General features: G+C 58.2%; 17 protein-coding genes. 7 read left to right on the forward strand and 10 right to left on the reverse strand.

All coding sequences use genetic code 11. The features are described from left to right. The first annotated feature begins 123 nt into the window (after positions 1-123). From LG290_RS00705 to LG290_RS00715, 3 genes are all read left to right on the forward strand, one after another. Entirely contained in the window at positions 124-2,235 is a 2,112-nt protein-coding gene (locus LG290_RS00705) for an adenosylcobalamin-dependent ribonucleoside-diphosphate reductase (protein ID WP_499835843.1), read from the forward strand. A gap of 54 nt (positions 2,236-2,289) precedes the next feature. Beyond that, the gene (locus LG290_RS00710) at positions 2,290-3,060 is read left to right on the forward strand and encodes a ribonucleoside-diphosphate reductase (protein ID WP_499835844.1); all 771 of its coding nucleotides are present in this window, start codon (positions 2,290-2,292) and stop codon (positions 3,058-3,060) included. Between the two features lie 70 nt (positions 3,061-3,130). Next, positions 3,131-4,024, forward strand: a complete 894-nt coding sequence (locus tag LG290_RS00715) for a DUF481 domain-containing protein (RefSeq protein ID WP_499835845.1) — start codon at positions 3,131-3,133, stop codon at positions 4,022-4,024. A 21-nt stretch (positions 4,025-4,045) separates the two neighbouring features. Here LG290_RS00715 and LG290_RS00720 read toward each other — a convergent pair whose 3' ends face one another. Together LG290_RS00720 and uvrA are read right to left on the reverse strand one after the other, a co-directional pair. Continuing rightward, entirely contained in the window at positions 4,046-4,807 is a 762-nt protein-coding gene (locus LG290_RS00720; protein WP_499835846.1) for a Crp/Fnr family transcriptional regulator, read from the reverse strand. Positions 4,808-4,880: 73 nt separating this feature from the next. Continuing rightward, positions 4,881-7,718 carry an excinuclease ABC subunit UvrA gene (gene uvrA, locus LG290_RS00725; protein ID WP_499836995.1) on the reverse strand — a complete coding sequence of 946 codons (2,838 nt, stop codon included), beginning with the start codon at positions 7,716-7,718 and terminating at the stop codon, positions 4,881-4,883. Positions 7,719-7,892: 174 nt separating this feature from the next. Here uvrA and LG290_RS00730 point away from each other — a divergent pair, with 174 nt between their 5' ends. From LG290_RS00730 to LG290_RS00745, 4 genes are all read left to right on the forward strand, one after another. Next, complete coding sequence (locus LG290_RS00730) at positions 7,893-9,284, forward strand: MFS transporter (protein WP_499835847.1); 1,392 nt, start codon at positions 7,893-7,895, stop codon at positions 9,282-9,284. 99 nt (positions 9,285-9,383) lie between these two features. Continuing rightward, a complete protein-coding gene (gene ssb / locus LG290_RS00735) occupies positions 9,384-9,980 on the forward strand; it encodes a single-stranded DNA-binding protein (RefSeq protein ID WP_499835848.1) in 597 nt (198 codons plus the stop codon). A gap of 50 nt (positions 9,981-10,030) precedes the next feature. Continuing rightward, positions 10,031-10,924 carry a sugar nucleotide-binding protein gene (locus tag LG290_RS00740; RefSeq protein WP_499835849.1) on the forward strand — a complete coding sequence of 298 codons (894 nt, stop codon included), beginning with the start codon at positions 10,031-10,033 and terminating at the stop codon, positions 10,922-10,924. Then, positions 10,921-11,655, forward strand: coding sequence for a lysophospholipid acyltransferase family protein (locus LG290_RS00745; RefSeq protein WP_499835850.1), 735 nt, complete (start codon positions 10,921-10,923; stop codon positions 11,653-11,655). Before LG290_RS00740 ends, LG290_RS00745 begins: the two co-directional genes overlap by 4 nt. Positions 11,656-11,738: 83 nt before the next feature. Here the strand turns inward: LG290_RS00745 and fabB are convergent, their stop codons facing one another. The 8 genes from fabB to phrB form a co-directional block, all read right to left on the reverse strand. Continuing rightward, positions 11,739-12,956: a beta-ketoacyl-ACP synthase I gene (fabB, locus tag LG290_RS00750; protein ID WP_499835851.1), complete on the reverse strand. Its 1,218-nt coding sequence runs from the start codon at positions 12,954-12,956 to the stop codon at positions 11,739-11,741. A gap of 12 nt (positions 12,957-12,968) precedes the next feature. Continuing rightward, positions 12,969-13,484: a 3-hydroxyacyl-[acyl-carrier-protein] dehydratase FabA gene (gene fabA, locus LG290_RS00755; protein WP_114485825.1), complete on the reverse strand. Its 516-nt coding sequence runs from the start codon at positions 13,482-13,484 to the stop codon at positions 12,969-12,971. Between the two features lie 263 nt (positions 13,485-13,747). Next, positions 13,748-15,055 (reverse strand): class I SAM-dependent methyltransferase, encoded by a 1,308-nt coding sequence (locus tag LG290_RS00760; RefSeq protein ID WP_499835852.1) that lies wholly within the window; start codon positions 15,053-15,055, stop codon positions 13,748-13,750. Then, the gene (locus tag LG290_RS00765) at positions 15,052-15,816 is read right to left on the reverse strand and encodes a DUF1365 domain-containing protein (RefSeq protein WP_499835853.1); all 765 of its coding nucleotides are present in this window, start codon (positions 15,814-15,816) and stop codon (positions 15,052-15,054) included. The genes LG290_RS00760 and LG290_RS00765 overlap by 4 nt, the downstream gene beginning before the upstream one ends. Further along, entirely contained in the window at positions 15,813-17,168 is a 1,356-nt protein-coding gene (locus LG290_RS00770; RefSeq protein WP_499835854.1) for an NAD(P)/FAD-dependent oxidoreductase, read from the reverse strand. The genes LG290_RS00765 and LG290_RS00770 overlap by 4 nt, the downstream gene beginning before the upstream one ends. Next, entirely contained in the window at positions 17,165-17,962 is a 798-nt protein-coding gene (locus LG290_RS00775; RefSeq protein WP_499835855.1) for an SDR family NAD(P)-dependent oxidoreductase, read from the reverse strand. The genes LG290_RS00770 and LG290_RS00775 overlap by 4 nt, the downstream gene beginning before the upstream one ends. 39 nt (positions 17,963-18,001) lie before the next feature. Further along, complete coding sequence (locus LG290_RS00780) at positions 18,002-18,436, reverse strand: nuclear transport factor 2 family protein (protein WP_499835856.1); 435 nt, start codon at positions 18,434-18,436, stop codon at positions 18,002-18,004. Between the two features lie 66 nt (positions 18,437-18,502). Further along, on the reverse strand, positions 18,503-19,915 hold the full coding sequence (phrB, locus tag LG290_RS00785; protein WP_499835857.1) for a deoxyribodipyrimidine photo-lyase: 1,413 nt from the start codon (positions 19,913-19,915) through the stop codon (positions 18,503-18,505). Positions 19,916-19,944 lie beyond the last annotated feature (29 nt).

A 19,944-nucleotide genomic window follows, 5' to 3' on the forward strand; every position in this document is an offset into this window, starting at 1 on the left:
AGAAGATTATATAAAAAATGGCCCATGTGGTGGAAAGTCAAGTCTATACTTCATCAGTGTAGTCCGTATAATCGCCGCATTTCCGGTCATCAATTCTGCCTCGCTGTGAAGGAGTCCCGCGACATGAGCACCTCTATCAAGGTCAGCAAGATCTCTCATGATGTTCCGCTACAAGCGCCGTCACGGGAAATCTGGGATGCCAAGTATCGCCTCAAGGATCGCCATAGCCGACCGGTGGACAAGGATGTCGGCGGCACCTTCGAGCGGGTAGCGCGTGCCCTTGCCGCGGTGGAAGGTGACAAGGCCGAGGAGTGGTTGCCCAAGTTTCGCTGGGCGCTGGAACAGGGCGCCATACCTGCCGGGCGGATTTTATCCAACGCCGGTGCGGAAGACTATAAGCCAACGGTTAGCCTGATCAACTGTACCGTCTCGCGCACCATTCGCGACTCCATGCGCGATATCCTGGATAGTGTGGTGGATGCGGGCATGACGCTGAAGTCCGGTGCCGGTATTGGCTATGATTTTTCCACCTTGCGCCACAAGGGCGCCTTCGTATTCGGCGCCGGCGCCGGTACCAACGGCCCTTTGGCGTTCATGGATATTTACGACAAGATGTGTTTCACCGTGGCTTCCGCCGGTGGACGCCGCGGCGCCCAGATGGGCACTTTCGATGTCGGCCATCCCGATGTGCGTGAGTTCATCCAGGCCAAACGTGAAGCCGGGCGTCTGCGCCAGTTCAACCTCAGCTTGTTGATCACCGATGAATTCATGGAGGCGGTCAAGAACGATACCGACTGGCCACTGGCGTTCCCGCTGCACCACGGCGAGAAGGATGACGTCAAGGCGGAAGACCTGATCTACCGCGACTGGCCGGTCATCGAAGAAGGTTACACGGTAGACGACAAAGGCCGAGTGGCTTGCCGTATCATCGAAGTCATCAAGGCACGGGAATTGTGGGATACCATCATGCATTCCACCTACGACTATGCCGAGCCTGGCTTTATCCTGATCGACCAGGTCAATCGCATGAACAACAACTGGTTTTGCGAAGATATTCGCGCGACCAATCCTTGCGGCGAGCAACCCCTGCCGCCGGAAGGCGCTTGTCTGCTGGGCTCGGTCAACTTGACCCAGTTCGTTATCGACCCCTTCGGCAAGAAGCCGCGTTTCGACTGGGACCGCTACCGCAAGGTAGTGGCAATCTTCACCCGTATGCTGGATAACGTGGTGGAAATCGCCGGTCTGCCCTTGCCCCAGCAGCAGCGTGAAATTGAAGCCAAGCGTCGTCACGGCATGGGTTTTCTGGGCCTGGGGTCAACCCTGACCATGCTCAAGATTCCCTACGGTTCGGCGCAGTCGCTGACCTTTACCGAGGAAGTCAGCCGCAACCTGGCGATTGAAGGCTGGAAGCAGGCGCTGGAACTTTCTCGCGAGAAAGGTATGGCACCGGTGCTGGAAGAAGAGCACCTCATTACCGCCAAGATGATGCGCGAACGTCCGCAGCTGGCCAAAGACGGGTATGAGATTGGTGACAAGGTGCCGGGACGCATTCTGCATGCGCGCTACAGCCAGTACATGGCCAAGATCGCCGAGCTCGAGCCGGAATTGGTCGCGGCACTGGCGGAACAGGGTGCTCGATTTACTCACCACAGTTCAATCGCCCCGACCGGCACCATCAGCCTGTCGATGGGCAACAATGCATCCAACGGTATCGAGCCCTCTTTCTCGCATCGTTATTTCCGCAATATCATCCAGTCCGGCAAGAAGACCAAGGAACAAGTCGAAGTCGTGTCGTTCGAGCTGGCCGCCTATCGCCACTTCATTGCCAGCGATGCAGTGGAAAGCGACCTGCCGGATTACTTCGTCACGGCCGATTCGGTGACACCGGAACAGCATGTGGCGGTACAGGCGGCGTCACAGAACTGGATTGACTCGGCGATTTCCAAGACGGTCAATGTTCCCACGGATTTTCCTTTCGAGCAGTTCGAGAGCCTTTATCTGCAGGCCTACGAAAGCCGTCTCAAAGGCTGTACCACTTTCCGCTTCAACCCCGAAGCTTTCCAGGGCGTGCTGGTGCGTGAGGACGATCTCAAGAACACCACCTATGTATTCGAGCTGGAAAACGGTGAAATACTGGAACTTACCGGTGATGAAAGCGTGATTTACGATGGCGAGGAGCACAATGCCGCCAATTTGTTCGATGGACTGAAGGAAGGCACCTATGGCAAATGGTGAGGTTTTCCATCAAGCGCGAAACGCACACATTCTGCTGACCGAAGGGACTGACTGATGACCGTTGAAATAAAATCCAAGATCGTCGGATATAGCATCAAGCAAAAGGAGCAGCCGGCTGCCGTGCCGGAACTTCAGGAAGAAACTCCCCTAACGGTGCGTATTCCTTCGCGCCCCGAAGGAACCCTGGAAGCCGTTTCGGAAAAGATTTCCTATGTCGGCGCGGAAGGGCGCAAGAAAGTCTATCTGCTGGTGTCGTTCATGCCGGTGGAAGGTGTGTTGGGCGGCAAGCGCGTGGTGATCGAGCGGCCGGTGGAATTTTTCTTCCCCTCAGGTCAGCTTTCAAGCGAACACCAATGGATTACCGCCACCATGCGCAGCCTGTCGTTGGCCGCACGGGGTGGCTACGTTACCCAGGCGGTGGCGGATCTGCGCAAGGTAGCTTGGGATAAAGGGCTGGTGCGCTGTGGCATGAATCAATGGAACAAGCCCATGTTCCACGATTCCGAAGTGGCGGCGATTGCCTGGTCAATTCAGCAGATTCTTTATCGCCGGGGCTTTCTGGATGCCGATGGCAACCAGGTACCGGTGGAAACCTTGGTCGAGCGCTACGCTCACCGCATGACTCACGGTTATGCCTGGCATCCGCCGGAAGAGGCGAGCGAGACGGCCCAAGCAGAACCCGCCGTGGCGGTTACCTCGGCAAAAAAGCCTGAAGGGGAGGGCCCGGCCGTCGTCGGACACTGCCCCGAATGTCGTGGTGAATTGATCATGATGGATGGCTGCCCCACCTGCTATGCCGGCTGTGGTTGGTCGAAATGCGGGTAACGGGTCGATAGTGCCGAGAGTGGTGGCAGGCCGTTTGATTTCCCCTCGCGCTTGCGGGGGGGAATTGTTTTTGCTGCTCTGCTGGGCATGGGTACCGTTGCCCTTGGCAGCCGATACGCTATGGCTGGAAAATGGCGATCGTATTACCGGGGCGGTGCTGCGTCACACGGTGAGCGAGTGGCAGGTGGCGTCGGACGTTGCCGGTATCATCCACATCGATGCCGCGTACGTCTCGCGGGTGGAGTGGAGCGGGGCAGAAATGCCGGTTAGTGATTTTCTAGCGGAGGCGCGCGAAAGGAATCGTCCGGAAGATCACCCGTTCACCTCCCGCGGCGGTCTCGATGTGGCAGTAGAGTACGAAAACAGCGCCGTGGATACGCACGAAGTTGATGTCGCCCTGCGTCAACATGTGACCCAAGGGGTTTGGCGTCACAGGTGGCGGGCTAGCTATCATCGTGAGTACCGCGACAATGAGCGGCGCGACAACGACTGGGAACTCGCCTACTCGCCGGAGCGCTTTGTGACCCGGCAACGCTTTTGGCAGGGGCGGGTGAGCTCGAAACGCGATTGGGAGGAGGATATTTCCCGGCGTTTTGCGCTCGGGTTGGGGCCGGGATATCAGTTATGGAATACCGAGCAAAGCGCGTTTTCGCTCTCGGCGCTGCTCACCTACAACCGCTTTGCCTATGCGAGCCAACCGGAGGAGCGCTTTTACTCTTGGGCATTGCAGTGGCAGTTCAATCGCCATTTCTGGCAGGAGCAGTTTGAGCTTTACGCTGCAGGCCGTACCGGCCGTGCTTTTTCTGGTGCCACCGGCTTCCAGTTCAACGCGGAAATCGGCGTGCGCTACCCGCTGACCGAGTGGATGTCGCTCAATATGGGAGTAGAGGCCGACTGGGTCGAGAATAGCGCCGAAGACTTGCGCGATACTCTCTACCATGTGGGCCTTGGGGTGAACTGGTAGCTTAGCGCTCGAGTGCTTGGGCTAAGGGTGGGGTGGGGTAGGTGGATTTTTGCGAAGAAAGCAGGTCAGGTCGCTATCAAGGTATCGCTCGTCGAAACCGCCTTCCTTGGCCAAGGCCTTCAGGTCGGGAATGGTGACGTGATGGCGGTTACGATAGGCCAGCTTGGCTTCATTCAAGACGGAAAATGTACGGCTGACGTGGACCGGGGTCATGCCGAGAAGATCGCCAAGCTGCTCTTGAGTCAGCGGTAGGCGCATCTTGGAGCCGCCTCTCGGATCGGTCTGCCGCTGGCGCAGAAATATTTCGTGAAGAAAGTGCGCCAGTCTTTGCCGGGCGCTACGTCGGGAGATGCTTACCAGACGCTCGGAAAGCAAGGCCTGCTGGCGACTGGCGATGGCAAACATCACTGCGGTCAAGGTCAGCGACTCATTGAACAGCTCCAGCATACGCTGATGCGGAAAGGGGCAGATGATCCCATCCTCGATCATGGCCACCCCTTCCAGGCGATCGGTAAAGGCGAATTCCTGCAACCCGAGAATATCCCCTGGCAGATATACCTCGAGAATCTGTCGAGCACCGTTTTCCAGGTAGCGGTAAGAGTAGGCCCATCCTTGACTCAGTGTGTAGAACTCGTCGGCGTCCTCGCCTTCTTGCCAAAGCGAGGTGCCGCGAGTGATTTCTATGGGGGTTTCTTCGAGTGACGCCAGTATTTTTTTGTCCTTCGGACTCAGAGCGCAATAGTAATCGAAATGACGAACAATACAGCTATCTGAGTAGTCCATGAGAAGAAACCTCTTGTAAAAGCCCGACAACATTTTTATCACACTTTCTCTTGCTTGCTTCCTTTTAGAATCATTATGCCTCGGCGTGCCGCTCAAGTAGCGGTTGGAGAAAACGCCCCGTGTGTGAGACTGGCTGTTTTGCCACCTGCTCGGGCGTGCCTTCAGCGATAATCCGTCCGCCGCCTGAGCCGCCTTCCGGGCCCAGGTCGATCAGCCAATCGGCTGTCTTGATCACGTCGAGATTGTGCTCTATCACCACAATCGTATTGCCATGGTCACGCAGGCGATGGAGGACGGTCAGCAGTTGACGGATGTCTTCGAAGTGTAGCCCGGTTGTCGGCTCGTCAAGAATATACAGGGTCTTGCCGGTATCGCGTTTGGCCAATTCCCGTGCCAGCTTGACGCGCTGGGCCTCGCCGCCGGAAAGGGTGGTGGCGCTCTGGCCCAGGCGTATGTAGGCAAGTCCCACGTCGAGCAAAGTTTGCAGGCGCCTGGCGATGGCGGGAACCGGGCTGAAGAATTCCAGGGCATCCTCTACGGTCATTTCCAGGACGTTATGAATGTTCTTGCCCTTGTAATGGATATCCAGGGTTTCGCGGTTGTAGCGCTTGCCCTTGCAGACGTCGCAAGGCACGTAGATATCCGGCAGAAAGTGCATTTCCACCTTGATCAGGCCTTCGCCCTGGCATGACTCGCAGCGCCCACCCTTGACGTTGAACGAGAACCGACCGGGTTTATAGCCGCGGGAACGGGCTTCCTGAGTGCCGGCAAACAACTCACGAATCGGAGTGAAAATTCCGGTATAGGTGGCCGGGTTGGAACGGGGGGTACGCCCGATGGGGCTCTGGTCGATGTCGATCACCTTGTCCAGCAGCTCGAGCCCTTCGATTTGCGTATAGGGTGCTGGAGTCAGGGTGGTGGCGCGATTGAGATCCCGAGCGGCAATCGGCATCAAGGTGCCGTTGATCAGGGTGGACTTGCCTGAGCCGGACACCCCGGTGATGCAGATGAACAATCCCAACGGCAAATGAAGGGTGACATCCTGGAGATTATTGCCGGTGGCGCCATGCAGCACCAGTTGCTTTTCCGGGTTGCCGGGAATGCGATACGGGGGCATTTCGATCCGACGTTTACCGCTCAAGTATTGGCCGGTCAGCGACGCAGGGTTGTCCATGACGTCCTGGGGCGTGCCCTGAGCGACGATCTCGCCGCCATGCACGCCAGCGCCGGGGCCGATATCCAGGACGTGGTCAGCAGCGCGAATGGCCTCTTCGTCGTGTTCGACCACGATCACGGTATTGCCTAGATCGCGCAGGCGCTCCAGGGTTTTCAGCAAGCGGTCGTTGTCGCGTTGATGCAGGCCGATGGAAGGTTCATCGAGGATGTACATGACCCCCACCAGGCCGGCGCCGATCTGGCTGGCGAGACGGATACGCTGGGCTTCGCCGCCCGAGAGCGTATCGGCGCTGCGCTCCAGGTTAAGGTAATCCAGTCCCACATTGACCAGAAACTCCAGACGCGCATGGATTTCGCTGACGATTTTCTCAGCGATTTCCCCTTTACGCCCCGGCAGCTTGAGCTTGGCGAAATATCCCCACGCCTCGCCGATCGGGAAATGCACGATATCGGCGAGGGTATGGTCGTCGATGTAGACATGGCGGGATTCCTTGCGCAGGCGTGAGCCGTGACAACTGGTACAGGGCTGCACGGCGATATGCTTGGCCAGGTCGTCACGCACCATGCTCGACTCGGTTTCCCGGTAACGCCGTTGCATGTTGGGGAGTACGCCCTCGAAAGGGTGCTCGCGGGTCACCTTGCGGCCGCGATCGCTGACATAGCTGAAGGGAATCGCCTCGTCACCGCTGCCGTGAAGGATGATGTCGCGCTCATGACGGGCGAGATCCTTCCAGGGCGTTTCAAGCGCAAAACGGTAGTGCTCGGCAAGCGCTTGCAGCTGGGTAAAGTAATAGATGTTGCGCCGGTCCCAGCCCTTGATCACGCCTTCTGCGAGAGACAGCTCGGGATGAGTGATGAATTTGTCAGGGTCGAAATATTGCTGTACCCCCAGGCCGTCACAGGTGGGGCAGGCACCTGCGGGGTTGTTGAACGAGAACATGCGTGGCTCAAGTTCCGCCAGTGAATAGCCGCACACCGGGCAGGCAAAGCGCGCGGAAAAAGCCATGTCCTGGTGCGTGCCATCCATGAAATGAATCATGGCGGTGCCGTCTGCCAGAGAAAGCGCGGTCTCGAATGATTCCGCCAGACGCAAGGCCAGGTCGTCGCGTACCTTGAAGCGATCCACCACCACGCTGATATCGTGCTTCTTGCGCTTGTCGAGTGGCGCAATATCGTCAAGTTCGAGTATCTGGCCATCGATCAGCACACGGACAAAGCCTTGGGCGCGAAGCTCGGCGAGCAATTGCAGGTGCTCGCCCTTGCGTCCCTTGACGACGGGCGCCAGCAGCATCAGCTTGCTGCCTTCGGGCAGGCCGAGCACTTGATCGACCATCTGCGAAACGGTCTGTGCTTCAAGATCTTCGCCATGTTCCGGGCAGCGCGGCGTACCCGCTCTGGCGAACAATAGACGCAGGTAGTCGTAGATTTCGGTAATGGTGCCCACGGTGGAGCGTGGATTGTGGGAGGTGGATTTTTGCTCGATGGAAATCGCCGGGGAAAGTCCTTCGATATGATCCACGTCGGGCTTTTCCATCATCGAGAGAAACTGGCGAGCGTAGGTGGATAGCGATTCCACATAGCGGCGCTGGCCTTCGGCATACAACGTATCGAACGCCAGTGATGACTTGCCGGAACCGGATAGGCCGGTGATCACGATCAGTCGGTTGCGGGGCAGTTCCACGTCTATCTGCTTGAGGTTATGGGTGCGGGCACCCCTGACCAGAATGCTGTCCATCGACACCTCGAAACGCACGGCAAAAGATCGATTATACGGGCGCATGGGCACCGGCAGCAAAGCGGGTTTCCCAGTTCCTATTGTCGCAGGCCGTTTCCAGTCAAGCAGCAAACCGCTAGAATGCAGGGTTCTCTCATTGGCTGGATAGCCTCCCACCACAGAATATAGGGTGATATGCGCAAGATTTCCGCACTGCTGCTGGGGTCTGAACGCCGCGCGATCAGCGGTTTGGCAGGTCTGTATGCCACGCGCATGCTAGGTTTGTTCATGGTGTTGCCGGTGCTGGCGCTGTATGCAGACAATCTGGCCGGAGCGACGCCTTTACTGATCGGTGTGGCACTGGGGATTTACGGCCTGACCCAAGCCGTGCTGCAAATTCCGTTCGGTGTGCTTTCCGACCGCTTAGGGCGCAAGAAGATGATTGCGATTGGCTTGCTCATCTTCTTGCTGGGCAGTGTGGTAGCGGCCCTGGCGGATAGCATCGCCGGGGTAATTGCCGGGCGCGCCCTGCAAGGCAGTGGCGCCGTAGCCGCAGCCATCATGGCACTGCTGGCGGATCAAACCCGCGAGCAGGTGCGTACCGCTGCCATGGCGACTATCGGGATTTCGATCGGCGTATCCTTTGCCGTGGCGATGGTGCTGGGACCATGGTTAGCGGCTTGGGTAGGGCTGAGTGGCGTGTTTTGGGTTACCGCCATGCTTGCGCTATGCAGTCTGGTGGTGCTCTGGAAATGGGTGCCCGCCGCGCCGCGCCGCGTTCGCCACCGCGACGTCAGCATGGATCGAAAACAGTTCAAGAGTGTCATTCGTCGCCCGGACCTGTGGCGGTTGGATTTGTCGATCTTTGCTCTGCACCTGGTGCTGATGGCGATCTTTGTGGTGGTGCCGTTTCGGTTGCTCGAGGCGGGTGTCGCCCTCGAGCATCATGGCTTGGCGTATCTGGGGGTGATGGGCGTAGCGTTCGTGGCCATGGTGCCGCTGGTGATCGTGGCGGAAAAGACCTATCGCATGAAAGCCATGTGCTTGCTGGCGATTACCGCCATCATGCTCAGCCTGTTCGGGCTGGGAACGCCGGCTTCCAGCGGCCTCTGGTTGTTTGCCTGGCTGCTGATATTTTTTACCGGTTTCAACTTGCTCGAAGCGACACTACCTTCCATGATCAGCAAACTGGCCCCCGCCGGTGCCAAGGGCACGGCCATGGGGGTTTACTCCACCAGCCAGTTTCTGGGGGCGTTTCTGGGCGGTACCTTGGGTGGTGCCCTGGCGCACTACGGGGGGCAGGATGCGGTCTTCATCGGCAGCGCCCTGCTTTCACTGGGATGGCTGGTGGCCATGTGGAAAATGCCGCCGCCGCCGCCACTTTCCAGTGAAGTGATTGCGCTGGACGATGATACCCATGATGCTGCACTGGACGCCCTCATGTTGCGCCTGGCCGATGTGGCCGGGGTGGAAGATGTGATGGTGGTACCGGAAGAGCGGCTGGCGTATCTGAAAGTGAATCGCAAGCAGCTGGATCAAGACGCCCTGTCACGCCTGATGGCCAGCCCTTCCCGCAAGGAAGAATAACGTCGTGAGTGTTGCCGTGGACGGTAGTCCTATCCAGATTCAAGTCTATTATTTTTTAAACAACAGCTTTTTTAAACATCTTTTAATAAGGAGTTCGTCATGGCCCGCGGCATCAATAAGGTCATATTGATCGGTAACCTGGGACAAGACCCGGAGGTGCGTTTTACGCCCTCGGGCACGGCGGTGGCCAATCTCAATCTGGCGACTACCGACACCTGGATGGACAAGCAGAGCGGACAGCGCCAGGAGCGTACCGAATGGCATCGGGTGGTAATGTTCAACAAGCTGGCTGAAATCGGGCAGCAATACCTCAAGAAGGGCTCTAAGCTCTATATTGAGGGCCGTTTGCAGACGCGCAAATGGCAGGATCAAAACGGCCAGGACCGTTACAGCACCGAGATCGTTGCCAACGACATGCAGATGCTGGATGGCCGCGGCGACGGTGGCCAGCAGGGCGGCTACCAGGGCGCACAGCAGCCTCAGCAGCCTCAACAGGGTGGCTACCAGGGCGGCGGTAACCAACCGCCCCAGCAAAGCGGCTATGCCAACCCTCAGCAGGGTGGCCAGCAACGTCCACCCCAGCCCCAGCCAGCGCCTTCGCAGCAGGGCCAGCAACAAGGTCAGCAGCAGAACAATAACTATGGCGCTCCCGATCCGGGTAATTTCGATGACTTCGATGATGAAATCCCCTTTTAACTTTCCTCTTTGAAAAAGTGCCCATGATTGCTAACCACTAGGATGCGCTTGTGAAGCTGTTGATTCTGGATGCCGGCCATTGTCTGAGTCTGGCCTTGGCCCGAGAAGCCAGCCGACGTTCGGATACCGAGCTTGTGATCGAGTCCGGGATGTCGCTGGATAGCGACAGGCTGACAACGATCGCCCCGGATGCGGTGATCATTCCTCCCTTGGCTCATCCCTTGAATATGGCGCCGGCGGCGGTCATGGCGCATGCCGATGCCGTGGAAGCTTGCTTGGAGATTTGCCTTGCCCAGGAAGTCGCTCTGGTCTGGTGTGTGTCCGACCAGCTTTATGAAGATGGCTTCGAGGTGGCGATTGACGAGCATCTGGTGCCGGCCCCCCGTGATGAATCGTTGCGACGCCTGGTGCTGGTGGGGGATCGGATCCGGGCCGAATATCATCGGCACTTGATTGTGCGTCTGGGACCGCTATTTGCGCTGGAAGGCAGCCATGCCTGGCTCAACGAGATCATCGATAGTTTGGTCATGGGGCAGGAAGTGCGCGCCACGGAAGACGTCATCTTCTGTCCCACTTCGGCGGATGCGGTCGCCCGGGCCTTGGTGGGCATGCTGCTTCAGCAGCAATGTGGCGCCGATTCCTGGGGGGCCTATCACCTTGCCGGCACTGAACCGGTAAGTGCCTTCACGTTCACCTCGATGGTACGCACTCAGTTGGCCACTCATCTGGAAGGGCGTGGTGAAGAGGTGGCATTGGGGGACGTCAAGGCGCTCAATCACCATCACGACCAGAAGCTACGTCGTGTGCTCAACTGTCGGCGTGTATTGGACGTCTTCGGTGTACATCAGAAAGCCTGGCGGCTGGAAGTAGGGCGAATGCTGGATGCTTGGTGTCTGGTCCGTGACAATGCGTCGGAAGAAGGCAAAAGCGAGTCGACATCTTGATCAACGTGTTGCGCAGTGTGTTGTTTTATGTGGGCTATTTTGTGGCCCTATTGGCATCAGGCCTTTTTTTGTTGCCCGTTGCACCGTTTCTACCGCTTGAGCGGCGCTACGGGCTGCTCAATCTATATAACCACTTTCTGATGACGTGGTTCCGCTGGACATGCGGTGTGCGTTACGACATCCAAGGGCAGCAAAACCTGCCTGAAGGGCCATGCGTCATCCAGGCCAATCATCAGTGCGAGTGGGAAACCGTTTTTCTACAGATAATGAAGCCGCCGGTATGTACCGTGCTCAAGCAGGAACTCTTGCGTATTCCCATCTTCGGTTGGGCGCTTTGGCTGCTGAAGCCGATTAGCCTGGACCGCTCAAGACCCGCTCGAGCCATGAAACAGGTGTTGACCCAAGGCGTTACGCGTCTGCAGGGCGGGCTCTCGGTGCTGATCTTTCCCGAAGGCACTCGAGTCGATCCGGGCGTTCGCAAGCGCTACAACAAAAGTGGCGCTGTGATCGCCTGCCGAGCCGGGGTGCCGGTGTTACCGGTGGCGCATAATGCCGGAGAGCGTTGGCCTGGGCGCCACTGGGTGAAGAATCCCGGCGTGCTGCGCGTGCGTATCGGTGCGCCGATAGACACCCAAGGGCGGCTTCCCGACGAAGTGCTCAAGGAAGTTGAAGCCTGGATTGAAGAGCAACTCGAGGAAATTTCCGAAGTGCCACGCCCAAAGGTGTCCTGACACTTCGTGACGAGAGCCCACACACAAACGGCGCCCCAAGGGGCGCCGTTTGCGGTGATGCCAAACGATGGGTCTTGGCGCGTTCAGCTCTGGTAGCGCTGGAACACGAGGCAGGCGTTGGTGCCGCCGAAACCAAAACTGTTGGACAATACCCGTTCGAGTTTGACGTTATCCCGCCGAGTGGTAACGATATCGAAACCGTGGGCCTGCTCATCGAGGTGATCGATATTGGCCGAGGCGGTGACGAAGTCGTTTTCCATCATCAATATCGAGTAGATGGCTTCCTGTACACCAGTGGCACCCAGTGAATGCCCCGTCAATGATTTGGTCGAACTCATTGCCGGAGGCGAGTCTCCGAAGACTTCACGTACTGCCTTGAGCTCGGCGACGTCACCCACGGGGGTGGAGGTGCCGTGGGTATTGATGTAGTCGATATCGCCTTCCACCGTGGCCATGGCCTGATGCATGCAACGCACGGCACCTTCGCCGGACGGTGCCACCATGTCGTGTCCATCGGACGTGGCACCATAACCGACCAGCTCAGCGTAGATCGTTGCGCCACGGGCCTTGGCGTGTTCGAGTTCCTCAAGTACCAGCATGCCGCCGCCACCGGCGATCACGAAGCCATCGCGTGCCTGATCATAAGGCCGTGAGGCTTTTTCCGGTGTGTCGTTGTAGTGGGTCGAGAGAGCGCCCATGGCGTCGAACAGACAGGACAATGTCCAGTGTTCTTCCTCACCACCGCCGGCAAACACCACATCCTGCTTGCCCAGCTGAATCTGCTCCATGGCACTGCCGATACAATGCGCGGACGTGGCACAGGCGGAAGAGATGGAATAATTGACGCCCTTGATACGGAAAGGTGTGGCTAGACACGCCGATACCGTGCTGCCCATAGTGCGTGTAACCCGGTAAGGGCCTACTCGGCGCAAGCCTTTTTCACGCAGCACATCGGCGGCTTCGACCTGGTTGGCACTGGAGGCGCCGCCGGAGCCGGCGATCAAGCCGGTACGTTCATTGGAAACCTGGTCTTCCGACAAGCCAGAATCTTCGATGGCTTGAGCCATCGAGACATAGGCATAGGCCGCTGCATCGCCCATGAAGCGGCGCAGCTTACGGTCGACCAAGGCATCCAGGTCAATATCGACACTGCCGGCCACATGGCTACGAAAGCCGCGTTCGGCGTATTCTTCCTTAAAACGAATACCGCTACGTCCGCTCTTGAGCGCTTCGAGAACCTGTTGCTGGTCATTGCCCAAACAAGACACAATGCCAAGGCCGGTGACTACCACTCGTCGCATGGGAGCCTCCTGTTAAAAATTTGCTGTGGAGGTGAATAGGCCAACACGCAGATCATTAGCCTGATAAATGTCGCGTCCATCGACGCAAACCGTACCATCGGCAATTCCTAGGATAAGGCGCCGTGTGATTATCCGCTTGATATTGATGCGGTAGGTCACTTTATCCGCCTCGGGAAGAATTTGCCCGGAAAACTTGACCTCACCACAGCCGAGCGCTCTTCCACGGCCGGGGTGGCCTAGCCATCCCAGGTAAAAACCGACCAGTTGCCACATGGCATCCAGCCCCAGGCAACCGGGCATTACCGGATCACCAGGGAAGTGGCAGTCAAAGAACCACAAGTCTGGGGTGATATCCAGCTCAGCAATCAACTCACCCTTGCTGTGGTCGCCGCCCTCTTCATGAATATGGATGATGCGGTCAAGCATCAGCATGTTGGGTGCCGGAAGCTGAGCGTTTCCGGGGCCGAACAGCTCGCCGCGCGAGCATGCCAGCAGTTCTTTGCGATCAAAGGAATGTTGCTTGGTCACTGAATCGTTCCGAGAGTCGAGATAGTGGTTTGCCGTTTACGGCGCGTATTCCCGGGTAGCGTACCGAGTACGGCCCGCGAGACGTTTTGCCTAGTCTACTTCCCGAAACCCATGAATGCACGTTGCCTGAACCTTGAACGACCAATGGCTACCGATTGAGCCTCAGCGGCCGATGAGTCCTTTTAGCATTTGTTCTTATTCTAACGGTTGTTGTTCTGGCATGCCTAAGGCCAATATTTTCATCTTCCCGGCTCGCTTGGTTCTCAAAGGGCACCGGTAAGAGGGGCACGCTTGGCGCCGGGCTTGGCCATCAGCACATGGCAGGTACCGATACTGCGTTCCAGGAAGCCGCCTTCGCAGTAGCATAAGTAATAACGCCACATGCGGATGAAGCGTTCGTCGTAACCCAGCTTTTGCACCTGCTCCAGACTGGCCTCGAAACGCTGGCGCCACTCCCGCAGCGTACGCGCATAGTGTGTGCCGATTTCATCCAGCGCCAAGAGATTGAACGATGTCTTGCGCCTGATGCTATCCAGAATCGCGTGATGGGAGGGCAGGAAACCGCCGGGGAAGATATAACGCTTGATGAAATCCATTTCGCGTTTGGCCGCCTCGAAACGCTGATCCCGAATGGTGATCGCTTGAAGCATGGCGATACCGTCTGGCTTGAGTAAGCTGTCGAGCTTGGCCAGGTAGGTATCCAGGTAATGATGGCCTACTGCCTCGATCATCTCTACCGAAATCAAACGATCGTAATGGCCGTCGAGTTCACGGTAATCCTGCTTGAGTAGCGTAATGCGCGACTCCAGGCCTTCCTCGCGGATGCGTTTGGCGGTGTGGGCATGCTGAGCCTCGGAAATGGTGGTCGTGGTGACATGACAGCCCCGTGTCTTGGCGGCATGAATGGCCAGGCCACCCCAGCCGGTGCCGATCTCCAGAAGGTGATGCTCAGGACGCACGTCGAGCTTTTCCAGCATCAGGTCGAGCTTGTAGGTCGAGGCCTGCTCCAGACTCGCCTCAGGAGAGGGAAACACCGCACTCGAGTACATCCAGTGCTCACGATCCAGGAAAGTGGAAAATAGGTCGTTGCCCAGATCGTAGTGGGCGGCAATGTTGCGCTTGGCGCCACCCCTGCTGTTGTGTTGAAAGCGATAAGCCGCCGCCAGCAACCAGCGTGCCAGACGGGCACTGCCGTTTTCCATCGTTCCGTTGACATGCTCCAGGTTGGCGGCGAACAAGCGTACCAGTACGACCAGGTCATCCGTGTCCCAGTCACCGTCCATGTAGGACTCCGCTGCGCCCACCGTGCCACCCAGCGCCATGCGTTTCCAGGCGCGCGAATTGAGGATTACCACCTTGGCTTCCAAGGAGCCACCTTGGCCTAGATGGTGGCATTCGTTGCCTTCCAGCAGTGTGATACTGCCTTGTTCAAAGGTATCCAGCTGAGCCAGCAGACGCGGTTTCAGAAAACGCGTGAGACGATCCTGCTGCAAGTCAGACGCCTGTGGCGTAGAGGTGCAAGGGCTGGAGTGGGGTAGAGACGAAGGCGGGACAGGACGCAGGGTGGTCATGAAGGAGTCTCCTTGCGCTTGGCATGAGAGTGGATCGGAACGCGTTTGAGCCACAGGCGCAGCGCCTGGTAATGAATGCCGGCAACCGTTTTCAGGCTCATCCAGGGATGGCGCCTGAGGACGCGTAACAGCTGCTTGCGGGTGGCGGGCACGGCATCGAGTGTCAAGGTGGAATCGAAATGACAGTGTTCTTCCTTCCAGTTTTCCATTTGTAGCAGTAACCGTTCATCGGGCGTGTTGAAACGCCAGTGATAAGTCATGTCCATGGGGTTGAAGGGAGAAACATGCATGTTCTTGGTAAAGCTTGCACGATGGCTATGGCGCTCAGGGGTTACCTGGCAGGCATACTGGGTACGCTCTTGCCAGGGGGTGTTGGTCACTTCACTGAGTACGGCTGCCAGGCGGCCGTATTGGTCATAGGCGTAATACAGCGTAATCGGGTTGAATATCATGCCCAGGGTACGCAGCTGGGTGAGGACATAGATTCGGCCATCCGGTGCAGTGCCTAGATGGCGAATCAGCGCTTCACGCACGGCGGTCTTCAGCGGGCGGTCAGTGGGGCCGAGGTAATCCTCACGCTTGAACCGAATCAACGCCGGACCTCGGGCGCTGAAACCCGGCACATCGTCAAAGAGTTCGGGTAATTCGTCCAGATCCAACCATGCCATCCAGACTTGATAAGAAAAGGTATGTTTGCGCGGTGTGAAACGCCGGTGACGCAACACACCCTGATAAATGCGCGAGCGAGGAGCCTTGATCATCCCAGCCCCTCCGTATGATTGGGCGTCAACAGATCCTGGGCGGCGGGCAGTGCGGGCTCGGGGCGAGGAAGTTCGCAAGGCTCGTCACAGCCTAATGTGCGTGCTATACGAAGCGCGCTCCAGACGCCATCTTCATGAAAGCCGTTGCGCCAATATGCCCCACAGAAATGCGTGCGTCGAGCCGGGCTGGAGATGTCCGAATGGCGTGCCTGAGCGGCCTGGCCCGCCAGGGTGAACTGAGGATGCGCATAGGTGTAGCGCCCGAGCACCTGGCTTGGCTCGATGCTTTGGCTGTCGTTGAGAGTGACGCAGAAAGTAGGCGCCTTTTCGCAGAGCCGTTGAAGAATATTCATGTTGTAGGTGACCGATACCCGGGCCTGTTCATCGCGCTTGTCCAGGCGGTAGTTCCAGCTGGCCCAGGCTCTGCGCCTGCGCGGCAACAGCCGGGTATCGGTATGCAGCACCACCTCGTTGTCCTGGTAAGGCATGGCCGAGAGAACGTCCTGTTCTTCGACCGTGGCATCTTGCAGCAGCTTGAGTGCCTGGTCGGCATGGCAGGCCAACACCACCTGATCGAACTGTTCCTGGCCTGAAGCGGTAGTCAGCGTGACGCCCGTCGCATCGCGCCTGAGCGCAGTGACCGGCGCATTCAGGCGAATGCGCTCACGATAAGGCGCCGTCAAGGCGGGGATGTAGGATCTCGAACCTCCCACCAGGGTGTACCACTGAGGACGGTTGCTGATCGAAAGCAGGCCGTGATTGCGGAAAAAACCCACGAAAAAAGTCAGCGGAAAAGTACGCAAATCTTCGATGCTGGCCGACCAGATGGCAGCTCCCATGGGCAATAGGTAACGGCGTTGAAAAGCAGCGCTATAGCCATGAGCGTCCAGGTAGTCGCCAAGTGTCATGGCGTCCGCCAGACGCTGTTGGGCCAGGTCCCGGCTGGCTTCGCGATTGAAGCGCAGTATCTCGCCCAGCAGGCGGTAAAAGGCCGGGCGCAGAAGGTTGCGTCGTTGCGCGAACAGCGATCCCAGCGTATGGCCGTTATATTCGAAGTCGACGTCGGTCTCGTGCACGGAAAAGCTCATTTCCGTGGCCTGGATGGGCACGTCCAGATGGGCCAGAAGGCGCAGGAAATGCGGATAGGTCCAGTCATTGAAGACGATGAAGCCGGTGTCGATGGCGTAATCCTGCCCCGCTACGCTGACATCCATGGTGGCGGTGTGACCGCCCAGGCGAGTATTGGCTTCGAACAGCGTGACCTCATGCTGCGAAGAAAGGTACCAGCCGGCAGCCATTCCACTGATGCCGCTGCCGATCACGGCGATACGTTGGCGAGCGGAAGTGCTCATGAGCGCTTCTCCTGGGTAGAGCTTGTGTCACGCACCATGCGTAGTCCGATCCGTAAGCGCAGCGTTGCCGGCAAGATGCCTAGCAGCTTGACGAGGTAGGTGAAACGGCGTGGAAAATGAATGTCCAGACGCCCACGCGCCAGACCTGCAAGAATCGCCTCGGCGGCCTGTTCCGGGCTGATACGCATAGGCATCGGAAAGTCATTACGATCGCTCAGCGGGGTTTTGACAAAGCCCGGGTGAATCACACTGACCGCGATGCCTTCCCCATGTAGATCCAGACGGAGCGATTCCAGAAAATGGCTCAGCGCTGCCTTGGAGGCCCCGTAAGCTTCGGCGCGTGGCAGCGGCAGATAGGCAGCGGCACTCGAAACCGCCGCCAGGCGTGCCGGGCGGCCTTCGCCACGGGCCCGGCGCAGTAGCGGAAGGGCGGCCTCCACGCAACACAAGGTACCGTATACGTTAGGTGTGAAAACGCGCTCTATCAGTGCCATATCGAAGTTTTGCGCGTCGAGATATTCACAGGTGCCGGCGTTGAACAAGGCTAGATCCAGCGCACCGAAGCGTGCTTCGATACGCCTGCCGGCGGCGAGCACCGCCTGGCGATCGCTGATATCCAGCGGCAAGACCAGGGCGTCCGGAAAACCTTCACTCAGCTCGGCCAAGGCATCGGCATTGCGCGCGCTCAATGCCAGCTGATGCCCTTCGGCCAACAGTTTGGTGGCCAGTGCCTTACCGATACCGGAAGTGGCGCCGGTCAGCCAGATGCGTTGTGGCGTACTCCAAGTGCTCATGAAACTCTCCTGCGGCCTGTCTCGTCGCTCTGTCCAAAGTCAGTTCAAGCGTCGTTTCAGCCAGCGTATGGTGCCGCCCATTAGCGGCAAATGTTCGTAAAGCATGGCCCCGGCGTCGAAGTAGTCTCGGTGGCGGGTTACTCGGCCACTGCCGTCATCCGCGAACTGCAGCCGACTACAGCCCTCTACGTCGATGCGTTTTCCCCCACCCAGGCGTGGATGGGAAAAATGCATGGTCCAGGTCACGAAGGCGCTGTCGCCCTGGCAGAGCTGCTGGTGGAACGTAAAGCCGCATTCCTGGACGTTGTCGTAAAGGGTGGCAAAGTAACTCTTGAGTGCTTCGCGCCCTTCGATATGATGCAAAGGGTCTACAAAAATAACGTCCTCAGTATATACCTTGTAAATATCATCTGTACATGTTTTGTCTAGTTTTTTAAAGAAGGCACAAAAGGCCTCCAGGGCGGCATGAGACATGACGAAATCCTCAATGAAGCTTTCTCGCTGAATCTACTGAAGCGAGGTCAGTTGCCGTTGAGAGCTTTAGGGGTTGAGGGCTTTAAAGGCTTCCAGCGCCCGTTGTCTGGCGAATTTGTGCTCCACGATGGGTGCCGGATAATCGAGCGGGCTCAATAGATCACGCGGGGGCGCATGACGCGCCTTGGCCGGAAGCTGGGTAAGTTCCGGTATCCATCGGGCAAGAAACTCCCCCTGGGGGTCGAAGCGGGTGGATTGGGTGGTCGGGTTGAAGATGCGAAAGTAGGGAGCGGCATCGGTACCGGTGGAGGCCGCCCACTGCCAGCCACCGTTATTGGCACAGAACTCGCCATCGACGAGATGGCGCAGAAAAAATGCCTCGCCACGACGCCAGTCGATCAGCAGGTGCTTGGACAGGAACATGGCGCTGACCATGCGCAAACGGTTATGCATCCAGCCGGTTTCGACGAGTTGGTGCATGGCGGCATCCACCAGGGGGTAGCCGGTGCGCCCCTCGCACCAGGCAGCAAAACTTTCCTCATCCTCCCGCCAGGCAAGGGCTTGGGTATGGTCTTGAAACGGTTGGTGGCGGCATACCTTGGGGAAACCTACGGCCACGTGCTGGTAGAACTCTCGCCAGATGAGTTCGTTGACCCAGGTGGTCAGCCCCGCATCGCCTTCGGCGAGAGAGCCGTCGTTGTGCGCCAGTACTGCCTGCAGGCACTGACGATAGGAGATCATCCCCAGCGCCAGGTAGGGGGAAAGCTCACTGGTGCCGCGAATGGCGGGAACGTCACGCTGCTGGTGGTAATGACGCCCGCGAAAATGCAGGAAACGCTCCAAACGGTCTGCGGCGGCATCTTCCCCGGCGGGCCACTGCCGGGCATCGACCGCTGGCTCCTCATGGGCGGACGGCTCGGGCATGGCGTCACTGACAATGCTCAGGCGTTGCTGTGGCGAGGGAGTGTCGCGCAATGCCAGCTGCTCGGGTTGCAGCTGCTTATGCCAGGCCTTGGCGAAAGGCGTGAAAACGCCGTAATAATCGCCCTTGCCGGTGCGCAAACTGCCGGGAGCAAAGGCGATGCTGTCGTGATAGCCGGTAGCACGGAGAGAATCCTGAGCGAACGCCGCTACCACGGCCCGATCGCGCCGGCTTTCGTTGAGCGGATATTCATGATTGAAGTGCAAGTGCTCGATGCCCTGTTCCCGGGCGATGGCCAACAAGGCGGCGGGCGCCTGGTCGAAGCTTTCGATATCGCGCTGCAACAGCGGAATGTTGAGCCCCTCCAGGGCATCTTTCAGAGCGGCGACGCCGCGCATCCAGAAATCCAGCTTGTTGGCGCCGTGCCCATGAGCTCGCCATTGGGCGAGACTGCGCAGGAACACCGCCACCACCGGGCCGTTTTCGGCCGCAGTGGCAAGGGCGCTATTGTCATGAATACGTAGGTCGCTGCGTAGCCAGATCAACTGCAGGGCCATGGCGTCTCCATCTCGATGTTAGTGAATTG

It is taken from the genome of Halomonas sediminis, assembly GCF_044871105.1.
Classification (GTDB): Bacteria; Pseudomonadota; Gammaproteobacteria; order Pseudomonadales; family Halomonadaceae; genus Vreelandella; species Vreelandella zhuhanensis.